The sequence below is a fragment of the Devosia sp. genome (assembly GCF_017307495.1).
GTDB lineage: Bacteria > Pseudomonadota > Alphaproteobacteria > Rhizobiales > Devosiaceae > Devosia_A.
The window spans coordinates 319,007-333,215 of record NZ_JAFKHE010000012.1; the positions used below are offsets into that span (position 1 = coordinate 319,007).

At 64.7% G+C, this 14,209-nt stretch carries 16 protein-coding genes; 2 read left to right on the plus strand and 14 right to left on the minus strand.

Features of this window, described 5'->3' with window-relative positions; all coding sequences use genetic code 11:
* The first annotated feature begins 74 nt into the window (after positions 1–74).
* Complete coding sequence (locus J0I99_RS02080; protein ID WP_291395542.1) at positions 75–1,271, plus strand: bifunctional 2-C-methyl-D-erythritol 4-phosphate cytidylyltransferase/2-C-methyl-D-erythritol 2,4-cyclodiphosphate synthase; 1,197 nt, start codon at positions 75–77, stop codon at positions 1,269–1,271.
* Positions 1,272–1,760 carry a CinA family protein gene (locus J0I99_RS02085; protein ID WP_291395544.1) on the plus strand — a complete coding sequence of 163 codons (489 nt, stop codon included), beginning with the start codon at positions 1,272–1,274 and terminating at the stop codon, positions 1,758–1,760.
* Here the strand turns inward: J0I99_RS02085 and J0I99_RS02090 are convergent.
* The 14 genes from J0I99_RS02090 to J0I99_RS02155 all read right to left on the minus strand — a co-directional run bounded on the left by J0I99_RS02090 (position 1,757) and on the right by J0I99_RS02155 (position 13,911).
* Complete coding sequence (locus tag J0I99_RS02090) at positions 1,757–2,188, minus strand: type II toxin-antitoxin system RatA family toxin (RefSeq protein WP_291395546.1); 432 nt, start codon at positions 2,186–2,188, stop codon at positions 1,757–1,759. The two genes, J0I99_RS02085 and J0I99_RS02090, sit on opposite strands and share 4 nt — an antisense overlap.
* Entirely contained in the window at positions 2,181–3,137 is a 957-nt protein-coding gene (lipA, locus tag J0I99_RS02095) for a lipoyl synthase (protein WP_291392403.1), read from the minus strand. The genes J0I99_RS02090 and lipA overlap by 8 nt, the downstream gene beginning before the upstream one ends.
* Positions 3,138–3,146: 9 nt before the next feature.
* Complete coding sequence (locus tag J0I99_RS02100) at positions 3,147–3,401, minus strand: GlsB/YeaQ/YmgE family stress response membrane protein (protein WP_291395799.1); 255 nt, start codon at positions 3,399–3,401, stop codon at positions 3,147–3,149.
* Between the two features lie 117 nt (positions 3,402–3,518).
* Positions 3,519–3,776 carry a GlsB/YeaQ/YmgE family stress response membrane protein gene (locus J0I99_RS02105; protein WP_291395547.1) on the minus strand — a complete coding sequence of 86 codons (258 nt, stop codon included), beginning with the start codon at positions 3,774–3,776 and terminating at the stop codon, positions 3,519–3,521.
* A 57-nt stretch (positions 3,777–3,833) separates the two neighbouring features.
* Positions 3,834–5,273 carry a dihydrolipoyl dehydrogenase gene (gene lpdA / locus J0I99_RS02110; protein ID WP_291395548.1) on the minus strand — a complete coding sequence of 480 codons (1,440 nt, stop codon included), beginning with the start codon at positions 5,271–5,273 and terminating at the stop codon, positions 3,834–3,836.
* A gap of 1 nt (position 5,274) precedes the next feature.
* Positions 5,275–5,865, minus strand: coding sequence for an N-acetyltransferase (locus tag J0I99_RS02115; RefSeq protein WP_291395549.1), 591 nt, complete (start codon positions 5,863–5,865; stop codon positions 5,275–5,277).
* Entirely contained in the window at positions 5,862–6,506 is a 645-nt protein-coding gene (locus tag J0I99_RS02120; RefSeq protein WP_291395550.1) for an SGNH/GDSL hydrolase family protein, read from the minus strand. Before J0I99_RS02120 ends, J0I99_RS02115 begins: the two co-directional genes overlap by 4 nt.
* A 16-nt stretch (positions 6,507–6,522) precedes the next feature.
* The gene (locus J0I99_RS02125; protein ID WP_291395551.1) at positions 6,523–7,872 is read right to left on the minus strand and encodes a pyruvate dehydrogenase complex dihydrolipoamide acetyltransferase; all 1,350 of its coding nucleotides are present in this window, start codon (positions 7,870–7,872) and stop codon (positions 6,523–6,525) included.
* Between the two features lie 6 nt (positions 7,873–7,878).
* Positions 7,879–8,328: a nucleoside deaminase gene (locus tag J0I99_RS02130; protein WP_291395552.1), complete on the minus strand. Its 450-nt coding sequence runs from the start codon at positions 8,326–8,328 to the stop codon at positions 7,879–7,881.
* 4 nt (positions 8,329–8,332) lie between these two features.
* Positions 8,333–9,721 (minus strand): pyruvate dehydrogenase complex E1 component subunit beta, encoded by a 1,389-nt coding sequence (locus tag J0I99_RS02135; RefSeq protein ID WP_291395553.1) that lies wholly within the window; start codon positions 9,719–9,721, stop codon positions 8,333–8,335.
* A gap of 49 nt (positions 9,722–9,770) precedes the next feature.
* Positions 9,771–10,784, minus strand: coding sequence for a pyruvate dehydrogenase (acetyl-transferring) E1 component subunit alpha (pdhA, locus tag J0I99_RS02140; protein WP_291392418.1), 1,014 nt, complete (start codon positions 10,782–10,784; stop codon positions 9,771–9,773).
* A gap of 121 nt (positions 10,785–10,905) precedes the next feature.
* Positions 10,906–11,301: a septum formation initiator family protein gene (locus J0I99_RS02145; RefSeq protein WP_291395554.1), complete on the minus strand. Its 396-nt coding sequence runs from the start codon at positions 11,299–11,301 to the stop codon at positions 10,906–10,908.
* Positions 11,302–11,562: 261 nt separating this feature from the next.
* Complete coding sequence (gene eno, locus J0I99_RS02150; RefSeq protein WP_291395555.1) at positions 11,563–12,837, minus strand: phosphopyruvate hydratase; 1,275 nt, start codon at positions 12,835–12,837, stop codon at positions 11,563–11,565.
* Positions 12,838–12,939: 102 nt separating this feature from the next.
* Positions 12,940–13,911 carry an NAD(P)-dependent oxidoreductase gene (locus tag J0I99_RS02155; RefSeq protein ID WP_291392441.1) on the minus strand — a complete coding sequence of 324 codons (972 nt, stop codon included), beginning with the start codon at positions 13,909–13,911 and terminating at the stop codon, positions 12,940–12,942.
* Between the last annotated feature and the right edge of the window lie 298 nt (positions 13,912–14,209).

The following is a 14,209-nucleotide window of genomic DNA, read 5'->3' on the forward strand; positions in this document are numbered from 1 at the left end:
GCAGCCGCCTCTTGCTGTGCCGGAAAGCCGCCGATAGAGCTTGCCCCGCACTAAGAAGCCCGTGTGAAACGACAATGACAGGTCAGCGCAGCATCGCCGTAGTCGTGGTTGCCGCAGGCCGCGGCGAACGCGCCACGGCGAACGGAGACCCAAGCCCGAAGCAGTACCGCAAGCTCCAGGGCAAACCGGTTCTGCAACGGACCATAGAGGCATTTCTGGCCCAGCCTGAGGTGGACTGGGTAGTGCCCGTGATACATAGCGGCCATGCAGCACTCTATGGTGCATTGAAGCTCGAGGGCGGTGAACGCCTGCTACCGCCGGTCACTGGCGGCGCCAATCGCCAGGCTTCTGTCCTTGCCGGCCTGACATCCCTGAGCCCGCGGCGTCCGGATCTTGTTCTGATTCATGATGCGGCGCGTCCCCTCGTTTCGCCGGAGGTGATCAGCGACGTTGTCGATGCGCTGGCATCGAGCGACGCCGCGTTGCCCGTCGTGCCCGTGACCGACACGATCAAGCGTTCCGCAGACGGCCGTACCGTCGCCGCGACCGAGGATCGCAACACGTTGTTCGCCGCTCAGACACCGCAAGGCTTCCGCTTTCCCCAGATCCTCAGTGCCCACCTGCGTGCCGGACGCGTCCCGCGCGAGTTCACCGATGATGCGGCGATCGCCGAGTGGGCGGGCCTCACCGTCGCGCTGACGCCCGGCAGCACCCGCAACATCAAGATCACCCATTCCGAAGACTTTGCCCGGGCGGAACGCCTGCTGGGCGGGGAGAAAAGCATGGAAACCAGGGTCGGCAGCGGCTTCGACGTCCACGCCTTCGAGGCTGGCAACTCCGTATGGCTAGGCGGCGTCGAGATAGCCCACACGCACAAACTCAAGGGCCATTCCGATGCCGACGTTGCCCTGCACGCCCTGACCGACGCCATCTACGGCGCGCTCGGCGAAGGCGACATCGGCAAACACTTTCCACCTTCCGATCCACAGTGGAAAGACGCTGCGTCCTCAATCTTCCTCAAGCACGCTGCCGACCTGATCGCCGACCGCGGCGGCCGCATCGTGAACCTCGACCTGACCATCGTCTGCGAGGCACCGCGCATCGGTCCGCACGTGGAGACGATGAAGGCGGCCATCGCAGGCGTCTGTGGGATCACGTCGGGGCGCGTGGCGATCAAGGCCACGACCAGCGAGGAACTCGGCTTCACCGGCCGGCGCGAAGGTATCGTTGCGATGGCGACCGCCAGCGTCGAACTCCCGCGGGAGGACTAGATGAAGCTGCCCGATGACGTCGCCTCCCTCGCCAAGGACACCATAGCGGCGCTGAAGTCGGCGGGCATGACTATCGCCACTGCAGAAAGTTGCACGGGCGGTCTCATCGCCGGCGCGCTCACGTCGGTGTCCGGCTCGTCCGACGTCGTCTATGGCGGCTTCGTCACCTACGCCAATGAGGCCAAGATCAGCATGATTGGCGTGCCCTTCGGCCTCCTTCGGCAGTACGGCGCTGTCTCCGAGGAGGTCGCCATGGCGATGGCCGACGGAGCCCTCGCCGCCGCCGGCACGCATATCGCCGTGGCCGTCACCGGCATCGCCGGCCCCAATGGCGGCAGCGCGGAGAAGCCGGTTGGCCTGGTGCATTTTGCCGTCGCCACCGAGGACGGCACGACCCATCTGCGGAAGGTCTTCCCCGGCAGCCGCGACGAAGTCCGCCAGGCCACCGTCATTCAGGCCCTCAAGCTCGTGCTGAAGGCGATCGGCTAGCCAAAGCGCCGATCCGCCTCGTCCTCGAACGCATCGATGATCTCGTCCTGCTTGGCGGCGAAGGCCGGCTCGGCCACGGCCGCGATCAACGGATTGGAAATCTTGAAGTCGATGTCGAAGCGGATGCGGGACCCCTCACCTTCCGGAGTGATCGTCCACTTGCTGTCGAGATAGGCGAACGGTCCGTCGGTCGCCTTGGCGGTGACGGTCATGGCCTGCGGATCGGCGACGACGCGGCTGGTGTAGGCCTGCGTGATCGGCCCGAAGCTGATGGTCATGCGCGCCAGAAGCCCCCCCGCCGCATCATCGCGCACGTCCATTGATTTGCAGTTGGGAATGAAGCGCGGGTAGCTCTCCAGGTCCGAAATCAGATCGAACATGCGCTGCGGCAGGTGGGGGGAGTGTCGTTCGATGAAAAGGTCAGGCATGGGCGAGCTTGGCCATCCGTGCTGCGCGAAGCTTCTCGAAGTCTTCGCCGGCGTGATGCGAGGAGCGCGTGAGCGGGCTCGAGGAGACCAGCAGGAAGCCCTTGGTCGTCGCCACGGTTGCGTACGACTTGAACTCTTCCGGGGTCACGAACCGCGCGACCGGGTGGTGCTTCTTGGTCGGCGCAAGGTACTGGCCGATCGTCAGGAAGTCGACTTCGGCGGAACGCAGATCGTCCATCAGTTGCAGCACCTCGTTCCGCTCCTCGCCCAGCCCGACCATGATGCCGGACTTGGTGAACATCGTCGGATCGAGTTCCTTCACGCGTTGCAGCAGCCGGATCGAGTGGAAATAGCGCGCGCCGGGGCGGACCTTCAGGTACTTCGACGGCACCGTCTCGAGGTTGTGGTTGAACACATCGGGCTTGGCCGCAACGACAACCTCGAGCGCGCCGTCCTTGCGCAGGAAGTCGGGCGTCAGAATCTCGATGGTCGTCTTCGGCGTCCTGGCGCGGATCGCCCGGATCACCTGGGCGAAGTGCTCGGCGCCGCCGTCGGGAAGATCGTCACGATCGACTGAAGTGATCACCACATGCGCAAGGCCGAGCTTATCGACCGCGTTGGCCACGTTCTCGGGTTCCATCGGGTCTAGTGCGGTCGGCAGGCCCGTGCGCACGTTGCAGAAGGCGCAAGCGCGAGTGCAGATCTCGCCCATGATCATCATCGTCGCGTGCTTCTTGGACCAGCACTCGCCGATGTTGGGACAGCCCGCCTCCTCGCACACGGTGACCAGGTTGTTGTCGCGTACGATCTGCTGGGTTTCGCGATAGATCGGCGAACCCGGCGCCTTGACGCGGATCCAGTCCGGCTTGCGCAGCATCTCGTTTTCAGGCCGGTTGGCCTTCTCGGGATGGCGCGGACGGGTGTCGATGCTGTCGATCAGGGTGACCAAAGGACGTTCCTAGCCAATAAGGCGGGCGATGATGACCACGATGATGGCGCCCACCGTCGCAGTGATGATCTGGTTCAATATGGGGCTCCTGACCCCGAGGTTGACTCTGAGCGCCGTGAACAGGTAGCCGCCGACAAACGAGCCGATGACACCGCTGACCAGGTACCCAATGATGCCGAGCCTGCCGCCACCCACGACGAGGCTGGCGAGGAACCCGGCAACGACGCCGATGACCAGGAAGATGACCAGCGAACGCGCGTCCATACCACCCATCTGCGCCTCTCCCCCCTGCTGCTTATCCGGCACGCCCATCTTATTCCCCACGCAGTCCCGCTCCGATATCGCGTCCGGGCCTGGAGCATTCAACCCCGGCGCAAGCCGCTACTTGACGATGACCCGCGCCACGAGGATCACCACGATAGCACCGATCGTCGCCGTGACGATCTGGCTGACGAGAGCGTTACCGATCGGCAGTTCGACCTTGGCGAGCGTCAGCACGTAGCCGCCCACGACCGAGCCGATCACGCCGACGATCAGGTTCCTGAGCAAGCCGCCACCACCGAGGATCAGGCTCGCGATCCAGCCGGCGAGCAGGCCGATGCCGAGGAAGATGAGCAGCGAGGTGATCTCTGGCGACATGAGAGGGAGGTCCAAGGGTGGAACAGGGTGGGCGTTCATTCTGGCTGCAACCGCCCGCTAGATGTTCAAGGCGCGGCCGTAGGCGTCTAGCGCGCTCTCCTTCATGGCCTCGGACAGCGTCGGGTGCGGGAAGATGGTGTGGAACAGATCCTCTTCCGTGGTTTCGAGGCCGATGGCGACCACGAAGCCCTGGATCAGTTCCGTGACTTCCGCGCCGACCATGTGCGCTCCGAGCAGTTCCCCGGTCTTGGCGTCGAAGATCGTCTTGACGATCCCCTCGATCTCGCCCAGCGCGATAGCCTTGCCGTTGGCCCGGAACGGGAAGCGGCCGACCTTGATGTCGCGTCCGGCTTCCTTGGCCTTGGCCTCCGTGAGGCCGACGCTCGCCACCTGCGGCTCGCAATAGGTGCAGCCGGGAACGCGCAGCTTGTCCAGCGGATGCACCTTCATGCCCGCGATGGTCTCGACCGTGATCACCGCCTCGTGCTCGGCCTTGTGGGCCAGCATCGGCGGCCCGGCGACGTCGCCGATGGCCCAGACGCCCGGCACGTTGGTCCGGCCATAGGCGTCGATGGCGATGGCGCCGCGCTCCAGCTTCACACCCAGTTTCTCGAGCCCAAGGTTCTCGGTGTTGCACTGCACGCCGACGGCCGAGATCAGCCGTTCGCCGGTGATCTCCTGCCTTGATCCGTCCTTGAGTTCGACATGGGCGACGACGCCGTCCTTGTTCTTGTCGACCTTGGTCACCTTGGCCTCGGTCAGGATCTTGATGCCCCGGCGCTCAAAGCGCTTGCGTACGATGGTGGCGATCTCGGCGTCCTCGACCGGCAGCACCTGCGGCAGCAACTCGATGACGGTCACCTCGGCACCCATTGATCGGTAGAAGGAGGCAAACTCCATCCCGATGGCGCCCGAGCCCATGACCACCAGCGACTTCGGGAAGCTGGGCGGCTTCATCGCCTCGAAATACGTCCAGATGCGCTCGCCGTCGGGCTCGATCCCCGGCAGGACGCGCGGCCGTGCGCCGGTCGCGATGATAATGTTCTTCGCCTTGTACGTTCCCTCGGCCAGCGTGTCCTTCGGCTTGGGCCACTGCGGCTCGACCGGCTTCTTGGACATCGCGGAGACCTTGATCTCGCCCGGCGCGGCGAGCTGTGCTTCGCCCCAGATGATGTCGATCTTGTTCTGCTTCATCAGGAACTGCACGCCATTGTTCATGCGCCCGGCGATCTTGCGCGAGCGCTCGACGATGGCAGCGATGTCGAAGCCGAACTTGTCGGCCGACAGACCATATTCCGACGCATGCGTCATGTGGCCGTAGATCTCTGCCGATCGCAGCAGCGCCTTGGTCGGGATGCAGCCCCAGTTCGAGCAGATGCCGGCCATGTGCTCGCGCTCGACGATTGCGGTCTTGAGGCCGAGCTGCGCGGCGCGGATCGCGGCGGTATAGCCGCCCGGGCCGGCTCCGATGACGATCAGGTCGTATTGGTCAGCCATCTCAGTTGTCCTTCACCATCAAGAGCCAGTCCTTGCCTGGCCGCGTTCCATCCGGATACCGGTGCATCGGTCGCGCCGCGGCGACCAGGAAGCCATCGCGCTCGTAAAGTCTGCGCGCGCCGGTATTTTCGTCTTCGACGATCAGGGCCAGGCCCCGCCGCCCTGTCTCGGCCCGCTTCTGTTCCGCGAGCGACATGAGTTGTCTGCCTATGCCCTTGCTCCGCCAGGGCTTATGGACCGCCAGCATCGAGATGAACCACTTGCCGCCGGCGAGCCACTCGAGCTCGATGATCGGCCTGAGGAAGGCCTCCGTCTGCGGAGTGTCGGGCATGGTGTCCGGTTCAGGATAGCCGAGCAGCATGCCGACAATTTCTCCGTCACTCTCGGCCATGCTGGCGTTGCGCCAGTTGAGCCCACTGGTCTCGTCGAGCATATCGAGCCTGCCGACCTCGGCAGGATCATAGGTCCCTTCAGCCCGCTCGTCATGGCGCCAGCCGATGCCGATACCGCCGTGCGTCGCTATGTTGACCAGCAGCGCCACCTCGCTCGCATCGGCCTTCGTTGCCGGGCGAATGGTGATTGGGACGGTCACAGGCCCAGCACCTCTTTCACTAGTGGTGCCAGCCCCTCCCCGATCCTGCGCGTGTTCTCGGCATCGAGGTGCACGCCATCCGCGGGATCGGGCGATGCGACAGTCGCGGCGTCGAAGAAGGCAACGCCGTACTCGTCGGCGCGCTGCTTGTACCAACGGGCGAAGAGCTTGGATTGCAGGATCGCATCATCGCCGAAATGCAACATCATCTCGGGATGGTCGGTATCGCACAGGTGCGGCGGGGCCACGAGGATGATCTTCGGCGCGGTGTCGCCTGGCTTCTGGTAGTGGCCGCGCACGATCTGGACCAACCGGCGCATGCCGTTGGCCGCCTCCTGCGCCGTCCGCCCGTGGAACGGCTTCAAGTCGTTGGTGCCCAGCATGATGATGACGAGATCGAGCGGCGAGTGCGACGAGAGCAACGTCGGCAGGATGCGCGAGCCGTTCCGGTCCGCCGCGTCCCACCAGTCGTCGTGCACCGTAGTGCGCCCGCCCAGCCCCTCGGCGATCACCCGCGCCTGGCCACCGAGCGCCCGCTCGAGTGTCGTCGGCCAGCGGTCATCGTACGGATGTCGAGCACCGCCCGGGATGGGGTTTGCGCCAAACGTGAGGCTGTCGCCGAAGGCGAGAATGGTCTTCATCGCGAGTCCCCTGCCCTCAGGCCAGCATCATCACGGGCGTTTCGATCAGTCCCTTGAACGCGGCCAGCAGTTCGGCGCCGAGTGCGCCATCCACCGCGCGGTGGTCGCAGCTTAGCGTCACGGTCATAAAGTTGGCCGTCTTGATCTGGCCCTTCTCGACATAGACGCGCTCCTCCCCGGCGCCGACCGCCAAGATCGTGCCGTGCGGCGGATTGATCACCGCCTGGAAGTTCTTGATGCCGTACATACCGAGGTTGCTGACAGATGACGAACCACCCTGGTACTCGTGCGGTGCGAGTTTCTTGCCACGGGCACGCGTCGCGAGGTCCTTCACTTCCTCCGATATCTGACGCAGCGACTTGGTATCGCAAGCCTTCACCACCGGCGTAAACAAGCCACCCGGCACTGCGACCGCGACCGCTACGTCGGCGTGCTTGTGGTAGAGGATCGAGTCCCCGGCCCAGGTCGCATTGGCCATCGGAACCTGCATCAGCGCCGCGGCCCAGGCCTTCATCACGAAGTCATTGACCGAGAGCTTGTAAGTCGGCTTGCCGTCCTTGAGCGGGGCGGCCGCATTGATCTGCTCGCGGGCCAAGAGCAGTGCGTCGATCTTGCAGTCGAGCGACAAGTAAAAATGCGGGATGGTCTGCTTGGCTTCGGTGAGCCGTGCGGCGACGACCTTACGCATGCCGTCATTCGGCACGAGTTCGTAGCTGCCCTCGGGATAGAGGGCCAGCACCTGCGCCTTGGTCATGCCGCCGGCGAGGGTAGCGCCACCGGTGGGCGCTGCCGCGGCAGCCGAAGCGGGAGCCTTGAGCGGAGCCTTGCCGGACCTGGCGGCTTCGACGTCGGACTTCACCACGCGGCCGCGCGGACCGGTGCCGGAGATGGCGGAGAGCTCGATGCCGGCGTCCCGGGCGAGGCGCTTGGCGAGCGGCGACGCGAAGACGCGGGCACCGTTCGCTGCCGCAGGAGCGGGTGCGGCAGCTTTCGCCGGTGCCGGTGCGGCAGCTGCAGGCGTCGGCGCAGCAGCGGGGGTCGCTGCCGGTGCCTTGGCGGCCGGGGCTGCAACGGGAGCCGGCGTAGGCGCTGCAGCCGGGGCCTTCACGTCGGCCGCAGTCTCGCCTTCGGTGAGGATCACGGCGATGACGGCGTTGACCTTCACGTTTTCGGTGCCCTCGGGGACCACGATCTTGCCGATCCTGCCCTCGTCGACGGCCTCGACTTCCATCGTCGCCTTGTCGGTCTCGATCTCGGCGATCACGTCACCAGAGGAGACGCTGTCGCCTTCCTTCACGTGCCACTTGGCGAGCTTGCCCTCCTCCATCGTGGGAGAGAGCGCGGGCATGGTGATGTTGATGCTCATGGTGCCTTACTCGCCGATATCTTCGTTCCAGAGTTCGGGATGCTTCTCGATGAACCCGGCCATCATGTGCTCGCAGCGCTCTTCGTGGTAGTCCACCACATCGACGCCAGCCAGCGACAGCACGTCCTGGAAGCCCTTGAAATTCTTCGATTCAGCCACGACCACGCGGGAGATGCCGAACTGGATGATGGTACCTGTGCACATCATGCAGGGGCTGAGCGTGGTGTAGCAGGTGACGTCCCTGTAGGTCCGCTGCCGGCCAGCGTTCTGGATCGCATCCATCTCGCCGTGCAGGATCGGATCGCCGTTCTGCACGCGCCGGTTATGGCCGCGACCGATGATCTCGCCGTTGCGTACGAGGACCGAGCCGATCGGAATCCCGCCTTCGGCGAGGCCGAGTTGGGCCTCCGCGTAGGCCGCATCGAGAAACTTCGGGTCATCGGCCAGCATCGGCATGCCGTCAGCTCCGGTAGGTGACCGCATTCACCGCCGCGATAACCTCGTCGACGCTGGGCAGCGCCAGCTTCTCGAGGTTGGCCGCGTAGGGCATCGGCACGTCCTTGCCGGTGACGCGGGTGGGCGGAGCGTCGAGGTAGTCGAACGCCTCGGAGGTGACGACGGCTGCCAGCTCGGCGCCTATGCCGCCCTGCGGCCAGCCCTCTTCCACCGTCACCAGCCGGCCGGTCTTCTTGACGGACTCGATGACGGTCTTGGTATCCATCGGGCGCAGCGTGCGCAGGTCGATCAGCTCGACATCGAGGCCAGCCGCGACCAGCTTCTCGGTCGCCTGGGTGGCATAGCGCATGCCCATCGAGAACGACACGATGGTCACGTCCTTGCCTTGGCGGGCGATGCGCGCCTTGCCGATCGGCAGCACGTAGTCGTCGACCTTGGGCACGAGCCCCGTCGAGCCATAGAGGATCTCGTTCTCGAGGAACGCCACCGGGGTGTTCGAACGGATGGCAGCCTTGAGCAGACCCTTGGCGTCTGCGGCGCTGAACGGCGCGACGACGTAAAGGCCCGGGATGTGGCTGTACCAGGCCGAATAGTCCTGGCTGTGCTGCGCCGCGACGCGCGCAGCGGCACCATTGGGGCCCCGGAACACGATCGGCGCCGATACCTGACCGCCGGACATGTAGAGCTGCTTGGCGGCAGAGTTGATGATCTGGTCGATCGCCTGCATGGCGAAGTTCCAGGTCATGAATTCGACTATGGGACGCAGACCGGCAAAGGCAGCACCGACAGCAAGGCCGGCGAATCCGTGCTCGGTGATCGGGGTGTCGACGACCCGCTTGGGCCCGAACTCCTGCAGCAGGCCCTGGCTGATCTTGTATGCGCCCTGGTACTCGGCCACTTCCTCGCCCATGAGGAAGATATCCGGGTCGCGCCGCATTTCCTCGGCCATCGCCTCGTTGAGAGCCTGGCGGACGGTCATTTCGACCATCTCGACCCCAGCAGGCAGGTCCGGATCGGCGGCCGCAACAAACGACGGCGCGGCGGGTGCCGCAGCTTGGGCCGGGGCCGCCTCGGCGACCTTCTCGGCGACGACCACAGGCGCCTCGATGGGCTCGGGCGCGGTCTTTGCAACCGGAGGAGCCTCAAGGGTCTCGCCTTCACCCTGCACCTGAGCGATCGGCTCGTTGACCTTCACGCCCTCGGTGCCCTCGGGGATCAGGATCTTCACGACCTTGCCGCTGTCGACGCTCTCGACCTCCATGGTCGCCTTGTCGGTCTCGATCTCGGCCAATACGTCGCCGGGCTTGACCGTATCGCCTTCCTTGACCAGCCACTTGGAGAGTTTCCCCTCTTCCATGGTCGGCGAGAGTGCGGGCATCAGGATCGTGGGCATGCGAGGGTCTCCAGCGGGAGATCGAAAGGGGATGGTCTGAGAACGCCGATCAGGCGGGAGCGTAGATGTCGGTCCACAGCTCGGAAGCGGCCGGCTCGGGATCGGAGGTGGCGAAGTCCGCTGCCTCAGTGACGATGGCGCGGATCTCGGTCTCGATTTCCTTGAGGCTGTCCTCGGTGCCGTAGCGCTTCTCGAGGATGCGGCTCTTCACCTGCTCGATCGGATCGTGCTCGGCGCGCATGGTCGAGACTTCGTCCTTGGTGCGGTACTTGGCCGGATCGGACATGGAGTGGCCACGGTAGCGATAGGTCAGCATCTCGAGGATGTAGGGACCCTTGCCGGACCGGGCATGATCGATCGCGCGCTTGGCGGCATCGTACACCATGCGGATGTCCATGCCGTCCACCTGCTCGCCCTCGATGCCGAAGGAGATGCCGCGCTTGGAGAAGTTCGGCTGGCCGGAGGCACGCTCCACCGAGGTGCCCATGCCGTAGCGATTGTTCTCGACGATATAGACGGCGGGCAGGTTCCAGAGCTTGGCCATGTTGAAGCTCTCGTACACCTGCCCCTGGTTGGCCGCGCCGTCGCCGAAATAGGAGATCGAGACAGTGCCGTCGTCGCGATATTTCGACGCGAACGCGAGGCCAGTGCCGAGGGATACCTGCGCTCCAACGATGCCGTTGCCGCCGTAGAAGCGATGCTCGTTGGAGAACATGTGCATCGAACCGCCCTTGCCCTTCGACAGGCCACCCTGGCGCCCGGTCAGCTCCGCCATCACGCCCTTGGGATCGAGCCCCATGACGAGCATGTGTCCGTGGTCGCGATAACCGGTGATCTGCGCGTCCTTGCCCTTGTTCGAAGCCATGGTGACGCCGGTCACCACCGCTTCCTGGCCGATATAGAGATGGCAGAAGCCGCCGATCAGGCCCATGCCGTACATCTGGCCGGCCTTCTCTTCGAAGCGGCGGATGAGCAGCATTTCGCGGTAAGCGGTGAGTTCCTGTTCCTTGGTAAGTTCGGGGACGTTGGACTGGGCCGTCTTGGCCACCGCTTTACGCGCCATGGGCTAAGCTCCGAATGGGGTATACCGCATCGCGCCCCAGGCATGAGGACGCGAACCGCGGGAGCTTAGCGCACAATGACGTCAGACGCGAATCTCGGAATTACTCGAAGAAACGGCGCTATCAGTCTATGCCGCCTTCAATAATTCCACTTAACTTGTCTGTGGTTGACGTCGAAGATGAACCTGCAAGCGGTTTACCGTTACTCGGGTCGACCATGACCACGATGTCGTCGGCCTGTGCCATCGACAGCAGCGCCCTTGCCCGCTCAGAGACCAGGTCCGGATCGAGCCGGGTGGTCTGGAACAGGTCGATCCGATGCCGATACGAATCGATCTCGGCCTGCAGCGCGCCGGACTTCGCATTGAGCTGGTCGATCTCGACCTCGAGCGCATCCTGGCTCTCGATGCCGAATTGCCCGGTGACGACACTATAGCCCAGATATCCCTGGAACGCGACCAGGCCCAAAGCGACTGCAACGTGGCGCCAGAAAGCGGGGCGTTTGAGGCGGGTGGGCATTGGGCGGGACCGTTGGCTTAGCCCCGCCAACATAGTTCAGGGAGGATTAACGACGGGTTGCGGTCTTGCGAGGTGCCGTACCGTCTGCCTCTGTCCCGCACCGCCGCCCATCCCATCCACGGAGTCATCCCCGCGAAAGCGGGGACCTCTGTTGACCGCGCCATCCCCAAACTGAGGTTCCCGCTTTCGCGGGAATGACCCTGTGATGGTGGCACGACCGGGGCGGCAGCCACCGGCCACCACCCCAAGTCCGGGATCCGCTCAGCCCTTGAGAATCGAGCGGCCCGCGTACTTCGCCGCCGAGCCCAGCTGCTCCTCGATGCGGATCAGCTGGTTGTACTTGGCCAACCGGTCCGAGCGAGACAGCGAGCCGGTCTTGATCTGGCCCGAGTTGCAGGCGACCGCGAGGTCGGCAATGGTCGAATCCTCGGTCTCGCCCGAGCGGTGCGACATCACCGAGGTGTAGCCGGCGCGGTGGGCGGTATCGACAGCGTCCAAGGTCTCCGACAGTGAGCCAATCTGGTTCACCTTGACGAGGATAGAGTTGGCGACGCCCATCCTGATGCCGGACCTGAGGCGTTCGGTATTGGTGACGAACAGGTCGTCGCCAACGAGCTGCACTTTCTTGCCAAGTACGTCGGTGAGCGCCTTCCAGCCCTCCCAGTCGTCCTCGGCCATGCCATCTTCGATGGTGATGATCGGGAACCTGTCGACAAGGCCGGCCAGGAACTTGGCGTTGTCCTCGGAAGAGAGCGACTTGCCCTCACCTTCCATCTCGTACTTTCCACCCTTGAAGTACTCGGTGGAGGCGCAGTCGAGGCCCAGGTAGACATCCTTGCCCGCCTCGTAGCCGGCCTTCTCGATCGACCTGACGATGTACTCGAGCGCAGCTTCGGCCGACTTCAGGTTCGGCGCAAAGCCACCCTCGTCGCCGACATTGGTGTTGTGTCCGTCGGCCGCGAGGCCCTTCTTCAGCGTGTGGAAGATCTCGGAACCGATCTGCACCGCATGAGCAATGCTCTCGGCGCCGACCGGGAGGATCATGAACTCCTGCATGTCGATCGGATTGTCGGCATGGGCGCCGCCATTGATGATGTTCATCATCGGCACCGGGAGGACATGCGCATTGGGGCCGCCGATATACCTGAACAACGGCAGCGAGCTCGACTCAGCCGCAGCCTTGGCCACGGCGAGCGACACGCCGAGGATGGCATTGGCGCCCAGCCGCGACTTGTTCGGGGTGCCGTCGAGCTCGATCATCGCGCGATCGACCCCGATCTGATCGAGTGCGTCGAGCCCCTGAATCTCGGCAAAGATCTCGGTGTTGACGAAATCGACCGCCTTGGTCACGCCCTTGCCGAGGAACGGCTTGCCGCCGTCACGCAGCTCGACCGCCTCATGCGCGCCGGTCGATGCGCCCGAGGGGACGATCGCCCGACCGAAGCTGCCATCGTCGAGCACCACGTCGACCTCGACAGTCGGGTTGCCACGGCTGTCGAAGACCTGACGGCCGGTGACGTCGATGATGGTGGACATGAGCGCTGACCCTCTCTGCAATCGTTTGCTTTGCCCTTGTTAGACAAGGCTCATGACACAGTGAAGGGGGCGCGGGGATAATTTTGCAGCCGCCTGCGTCCACTACTCCTGCTGCGCAGGCCCCTGCACGCGGCCGTTGGCGACAAGCCAGCTGACGGCCTCCTGAACCGCTTCCAGCGATGAGTAGTGCGGGGTGTAGTCGAGCAGGCGTCGGGCCTTGTCCATCGAATGGCTGGGGCTGCGGATGATGTGCTCCCAGGTTGCCTCGGCCTCCTCGGGCACCTGATGCGTGCGCCACTCTTCGAAGGGCATGTAGCTGAGACGCGGTTCATGACCGAACCATCGATACATCGCTTCGGCATAGCCGCGCAGGTTCAGCGCCTGCGGCGACACCGCGTTGAATGCCTCGCCGACGGCTGCCGGCCGGTTGGCGATGATCGCCATCACGAGGCGCGCCAGGTCGTCGGCATGGACGTGGTGGACCGTCTCGAGCCCGAAATTGGGTAGCGCCAGCGGCTCGCCCCGGGCGATGCGGGAAAACACCTCCGAGTTGAAATGGCCGGCCGGATTGAGCGGATCCCAACCCGGACCAACGATGTGGCCGGGGCGGAACACGGTCGCCGGAAAGCCGGTACGCCGCGCCTCTGCGAGCAGCCAGGTTTCCATCGCGGCCTTCTGCGTGCCGTACTCACCAAAGGGATTGAGCGGCTGGTCCTCGGTCGCCGGCACGGTGGCGTTGTGGCCATAGACCCAGATCGTGCCGCAATGGATGAAGTGCTGCACCCTGCCCCGCAGAGCTTCGACGAGGTGTTGCGTGCGCGGCAGCACGAACGAGATCATGTCGATGACAATGTCGCCCTCGAGCGCCGCGATGGCTGTGCCGAAGCTGTCGCGATGCGCGTCGGAATCACGGTCGAGCATGACCGTCTCAACCCGGCTCCACGCGGCGTGCGGCTGGTACGGCTTGCGCTGGCCGCGCGCCACGTTGACGACGTGATGGCCGGCCTCGACCAACCGCGGCACCAGGTAAGTTCCGACATGGCCGCTGCCACCGATGATGACGACTTTCGACATGGCTTCCTCCGTTGGCGCGCAACTTAGTGCGCTCGGTGGGGTCGTGAAAGCGCAAACACCAAAGGCCCGACTGGCCAATGCCATCGGGATACGGACAGGCGGGTGACCGGCGCGGCGACAGCCAACGCGGTTAGTCCGCAAACAAAACGGCCGTCGCCGCGCCGGTCGGATCGAGGTCTGAGTGAGACCGCTGCCGTGAGGGAGCGTGCGCGGCTGGCTCTCTCCACACCCCTGTTACCAGGACGGGACCTGACCAGTCGGCCGGTTGCCCACGACACCGACCCGCCATGGGACGACT

Bases quoted from the DNA above. Each gene is read 5' to 3' on its own strand.
- J0I99_RS02125 (WP_291395551.1), bottom strand. From the start codon at position 7,872: ATGAGCATCAACATCACCATGCCCGCGCTCTCTCCCACGATGGAGGAG.
- J0I99_RS02100 (WP_291395799.1), bottom strand. From the start codon at position 3,401: ATGGACGCGCGTTCGCTGGTCATCTTCCTGGTCATCGGCGTCGTTGCC.
- J0I99_RS02090 (WP_291395546.1), bottom strand. From the start codon at position 2,188: ATGCCTGACCTTTTCATCGAACGACACTCCCCCCACCTGCCGCAGCGC.
- J0I99_RS02135 (WP_291395553.1), bottom strand. From the start codon at position 9,721: ATGCCCACGATCCTGATGCCCGCACTCTCGCCGACCATGGAAGAGGGG.
- J0I99_RS02120 (WP_291395550.1), bottom strand. From the start codon at position 6,506: ATGAAGACCATTCTCGCCTTCGGCGACAGCCTCACGTTTGGCGCAAAC.
- J0I99_RS02130 (WP_291395552.1), bottom strand. From the start codon at position 8,328: ATGCCGATGCTGGCCGATGACCCGAAGTTTCTCGATGCGGCCTACGCG.
- pdhA (WP_291392418.1), bottom strand. From the start codon at position 10,784: ATGGCGCGTAAAGCGGTGGCCAAGACGGCCCAGTCCAACGTCCCCGAA.
- J0I99_RS02105 (WP_291395547.1), bottom strand. From the start codon at position 3,776: ATGTCGCCAGAGATCACCTCGCTGCTCATCTTCCTCGGCATCGGCCTG.
- eno (WP_291395555.1), bottom strand. From the start codon at position 12,837: ATGTCCACCATCATCGACGTCACCGGCCGTCAGGTCTTCGACAGCCGT.
- J0I99_RS02085 (WP_291395544.1), top strand. From the start codon at position 1,272: ATGAAGCTGCCCGATGACGTCGCCTCCCTCGCCAAGGACACCATAGCG.
- J0I99_RS02145 (WP_291395554.1), bottom strand. From the start codon at position 11,301: ATGCCCACCCGCCTCAAACGCCCCGCTTTCTGGCGCCACGTTGCAGTC.
- lpdA (WP_291395548.1), bottom strand. From the start codon at position 5,273: ATGGCTGACCAATACGACCTGATCGTCATCGGAGCCGGCCCGGGCGGC.
- J0I99_RS02155 (WP_291392441.1), bottom strand. From the start codon at position 13,911: ATGTCGAAAGTCGTCATCATCGGTGGCAGCGGCCATGTCGGAACTTAC.
- J0I99_RS02080 (WP_291395542.1), top strand. From the start codon at position 75: ATGACAGGTCAGCGCAGCATCGCCGTAGTCGTGGTTGCCGCAGGCCGC.